General features: G+C 72.5%; 4 protein-coding genes. 2 read left to right on the top strand and 2 right to left on the bottom strand.

The genetic code is table 11. The features are described 5' to 3' along the window. Window positions 1–49 precede the first annotated feature (49 nt). Window positions 50–1531: an MFS transporter gene (locus tag KDL01_RS39625; protein WP_212533874.1), complete on the bottom strand. Its 1482-nt coding sequence runs from the start codon at window positions 1529–1531 to the stop codon at window positions 50–52. A gap of 108 nt (window positions 1532–1639) precedes the next feature. On the opposite strand from KDL01_RS39625, the gene KDL01_RS39620 reads away from it, so the two are divergent. Beyond that, window positions 1640–2287 carry a winged helix-turn-helix domain-containing protein gene (locus KDL01_RS39620; protein ID WP_212533873.1) on the top strand — a complete coding sequence of 216 codons (648 nt, stop codon included), beginning with the start codon at window positions 1640–1642 and terminating at the stop codon, window positions 2285–2287. Window positions 2288–2343: 56 nt separating this feature from the next. On the opposite strand, the gene KDL01_RS39615 is transcribed toward KDL01_RS39620, so the two are convergent. Beyond that, on the bottom strand, window positions 2344–3267 hold the full coding sequence (locus tag KDL01_RS39615) for a GNAT family N-acetyltransferase (protein ID WP_212533872.1): 924 nt from the start codon (window positions 3265–3267) through the stop codon (window positions 2344–2346). Window positions 3268–3404: 137 nt separating this feature from the next. Here KDL01_RS39615 and KDL01_RS39610 point away from each other — a divergent pair. Next, window positions 3405–3991 (top strand): DNA polymerase III subunit beta (locus KDL01_RS39610; protein WP_281415845.1); only part of this gene is annotated, 587 nt, incomplete at its 3' end.

Below are 3991 nucleotides of genomic sequence, written 5' to 3'. Positions count from 1 at the left end.
GTGCTTGGGTGCACAGGTGCACAGGGCCCGCGTGTGAGGGGGCTGGGGCCTAGGCGTGCGCGTCGTCGGCGTCGCTGGTGGGCCACTGGGCGGCGCGGAGGTCGCGCTGCAGGAGGGCGCCGAGGGTGGTGCAGCCGACCACGGCGGCGGCGCCGATCAGGACGGTCGTGGCGGACAGCAGCTGCAGCAGCGTGCCGCCGAGGGCCGCGCCGAGCGGCATGCCGAGGCCGGTGATCGTCATCACGCCGCTCAGCACTCGGCCGCGCTGGTGGTCCGGGACCTGCTGCAGGATCAGCACGTTGACCAGGATCTGGACGGCGGGCATCAGCAGGCCGACCGAGAAGATGCAGCCGGCCATCCAGAATCCGCCGAACGGCACCGCGAGCAGGCCCATGACCGCGGCGGTCGCCAGGCCGAAGACGGCGAGCACCTGGCCGGGGCGCAGCAGGGCGTGGACGCGGGGGACCAGCGGGGCGCCGATGATGCCGCCGGCGGCGAGCATGGCGAAGATGGCGCCGAGGTACCGGGTCGGGACGCCCTGGTGCCGCGCTTCGACGATGATGACCAGGTCGAGCGGGACGCCGATGAGGTTGATCATCATGATGAACAGCATCGTCGAGCGCATGACGGCGGACTGCCAGATGATGCGCAGGCCGGCCAGCGGGCCCGAATCGTCGGGTGCGGAGGTGGTGTCTGCGGCGGGCGAGGCCTCGTCGGCTGCGGAAGTGGCCGCGGAAGTGGCTGCGGCTGCGGCAGGGGCTGCCGCGGCGCGCGGGCGGGAGTCGAAGCGGACCAGGTAGGCGCAGGTGGCGGACACGCCCATGCCGGCGGCGATGACGGTGAAGGGCAGCGAGCGGCTGGCGGTGAACATCACGGCGCCGAGGGCGGGGCCCATCAGGGCGGCCACGCCGGTGAAGATCTGCTGGGTGGTCAGGGCGGCGGTGACCTTCTCGGCCGGGACCACGCCGCGCACGGCCAGGGTCCTGATACCGCTGAAGGGCTGGCAGGCGCCGAGGGCCGCGGCCACGAGGTAGATCTCGGCCAGCCAGATGTGCCCGGCGGCGAGGGTGACGGCGAGGACGGTGGCCAGCACGGCCCGGGTCAGCTCGCTGGTGATCAGGATGTGGCGGCGGTCGTGGCGGTCGACGAACGCGCCGGCCGGGAGCGAGGCGAGCACCATGGCGGTGAACTGGATCGCGCCGAAGAGCCCGGCCAGGATCGGCTTGCCGGTGAAGCCGAGGATGAGCAGCGGGTAGACGACGTCGGAGATCGCGATGCCGGTCAGCGCCGCGAACGCGCCGAGGTTGAGCGTCTGCAGGCGGCGGTTGCGCCAGACGGATCCGGACGCCGGCTTGCCGGAGGTGGAGGTGGAGGTGGAGGCGCAGGACGTCGACGACGCCGACGACGTCGAGGACGCGTGCGGGGTGGCGGTGGCGTCGGGCGTGCGGGTGGCGCTCGGTGCGGAGGGTTGCCCGGTCACGGAGTTCGCCGTGACGGCGGCGTGGTCAGCCTGGTCGGCCATGGTGGTCATCGGTCCCTGCCCCTGATGTCGGTTCCGCGTTTGCGGTTGCAGCACCATTCACGCATGCGTGAATGGTGCTGTCAAGCAGAATGCTCGCGCGATGTGTAACATTGAGGCATGGCGAACAGGAAGCAGGAGGCCGCGGCGGTGTCGCTCGGCCCGCAGGATCTGCCGGAGGTCGTGGCGCACCGGGTGATCACCGACCCGGGCGCGATCAAGGCGCTCGCGGACCCGCTGCGCCTGCGGATCATGCGGCTGATGCAGCACGGTGCGCGCAAGCAGGCGCGCGTCTTCACGGTCAAGCAGATCGCCGCGGAGCTCGACGAGCCGCCCACGAAGCTCTACCGCCACATCAAGCTGCTGCTCAAGAACGGGCTCATCCAGGTCGCCGAGGTGCGGCTGGTGGGCGGGATCGTGGAGCAGCACTATCGGGTCGCGCAGGCCGGGTTCTCGGTGGATCCGGACGCCGGCGACGGGCTCGACGACGACCTGATAGCGGTGGCGGGCGCGGCGATCGACGAGTTCTTGCACCGGTATGTGGACGCGGTCCGGACCGGAAAGGCCTTCCTGCACGCGGAGGAGGCCCTCGCCCACGCGCCGCACGTGCCCGGTGCCGGGATGGTCTCGAACATGCGGATCCCGCACGAGAAGGCCCGCGAGTTCTCCGCACGCCTCGTCGCGCTGGTGGAGGAGCTCGGCGCGACCGAGCACGACGAGAACGGACTGGAGGTCAATATGCTGACCGTCCTCTACGTCACCGAGTAAGGCGAGCGCGCCAGAAGGTGGGAAGGCGATCGCGGCGGAGCTCGGCCGCCGGCGCCTCAGCCGAGTTCGAGCGTGGTGACGCCGAAGATCTTCTGGTCGCTCAGCTTCCGGATCGGGCCGGTGTACATCCGGGCCGTCTCGAAGACCTCTTCCAGGCCGCGCGACTTCGCCAGCGAGAGCCCGGCCTGGTTCGGCTCCGGGATGTCGAGCATCACCGGCGCGCCCTCGACCGACGCGGTGAGCGCGTCGAACAGGTCGGCCGCGTCCTCGGCGGTGTCGGCGAACAGCGGGCCGATCCGGTAGCCGTCGCGGGCCGGGCGGATCACGCCGTAGCCGCACACCTGTCCGTCGCGGACGGCGGCGTAGGCCGTGTGGTACGGGGCGGTGACCCAGCGGGCGACGAAGGCGGGGCGGTCGGCCGGGTAGCACTGCCGGTCGTAGTCTGCCACGGCGCGGACGAACTCGAGGTCCTCGTCGATCTCGATCAAGCCCGGCGCGGACATCCCCGCGGCGGCGGCGCCTGCGACATCAGCGCCTGCCACATCAGCGCCACCACCGACACCGATGGCACCGCCGCGCGGCGGCCGGGGGATCGGCACGCCCGCGTAACGCAGGGTGCGGTGGGCGAAGGAGAACCCGGACTTGCGGTAGTTGTCCTGCTGCGCGATCACGCCGTCCAGGCCGACGGTGCGTGCTCCGGCGTGTTCGAGGCCTGCCCGCCAGGTGGCCACGCCGAGTCCCCGGCCGCGCAGGTCGGGGCGCACGAGGTAGAAGCCGAGGAAGGCGTACGCGTGGTCGTAGGCCACGACGGAGACGGCGGAGACCGGGCGGCCGTCGAGCCGGCCGAGGAAGAAGCCGCCCGGGTCCTGCGCCAGGAAGTGCGCGCGGTCGGCGAGTCCGGGGTTCCACTGCTCCTCGGCCGCCCACTCGACGACCTCGGCCCAGTCCTGCTCGGTGGCGGGCGTGACCTGGAATCCCATCAGACTCTCCCGGGGCGGTGTCCTACGGTCCGTCAGCAGTCTAGGAGCGAGGCGCCGGATTTGTCGGAGGGCGCGGGCAGACTGGCTGAAGGACCATCACAACGGGCGGCCGACGAGCGGGACATGGGAGAAGCGGCATGAAAGTGGAGATCGAGCGCGGCGCCTTCGCCGAGATCGTCGGCGGGGCGGCCAAGGCGCTGGCCGTGCGCCCGACCACCCCGATCCTGGCCGGGCTGCTGCTGAGCGCGGACGCCGAGCGCGGGACGCTGCGGGCCGCGGCCTTCGACTTCGAACTCGCCGTGCGGGCGACGGCGCCGGCGCGGGTGGGCGAGTCGGGCACGGCCCTGGTCTCCGGGCGGCTGCTCGCGGAGATCACCCGGGTGCTGCCGGACGTCCCGGTGGAACTCGTGCTCGAAGGGGGCCATCTGACGCTCACCTGCGGGGCGTACCGCTACACGCTGGCCTGCATGCCCGTGCCGGAATACCCGGCGCTGCCGGCGGTTCCGGCCGCGGTGGGCACGGTCGGCGGAGCCGCGCTGGCGAGCGCGGCGGCCCGCGCGGCGATGGCGGCCGAACGCGACGACACGCTCCCGTTCCTGACCGGCGCGCGCCTCGAGTTCGGGCCCGAGCACCTCCGCCTGGTCTCGACCGACCGGTACCGGCTCGCCCGCGTCGATGTGCCCTGGCAGCCGGCTGAGGCGGGCCGGGTGGCTTGGGCGGAGGG

This window comes from Actinospica durhamensis (genome assembly GCF_018139695.1).
Lineage (GTDB): Bacteria > Actinomycetota > Actinomycetes > Streptomycetales > Catenulisporaceae > Actinospica > Actinospica durhamensis.
Note: the sequence above shows the minus strand (reverse complement) of the source record. Positions and strands in the feature narration are given on the sequence as shown.

What these genes read in the sequence shown, in the direction of transcription:
- KDL01_RS39625 (WP_212533874.1), bottom strand. Translation starts at nt 1,531, where the DNA reads ATGACCACCATGGCCGACCAGGCTGACCACGCCGCCGTCACGGCGAAC.
- KDL01_RS39620 (WP_212533873.1), top strand. Translation starts at nt 1,640, where the DNA reads ATGGCGAACAGGAAGCAGGAGGCCGCGGCGGTGTCGCTCGGCCCGCAG.
- KDL01_RS39615 (WP_212533872.1), bottom strand. Translation starts at nt 3,267, where the DNA reads ATGGGATTCCAGGTCACGCCCGCCACCGAGCAGGACTGGGCCGAGGTC.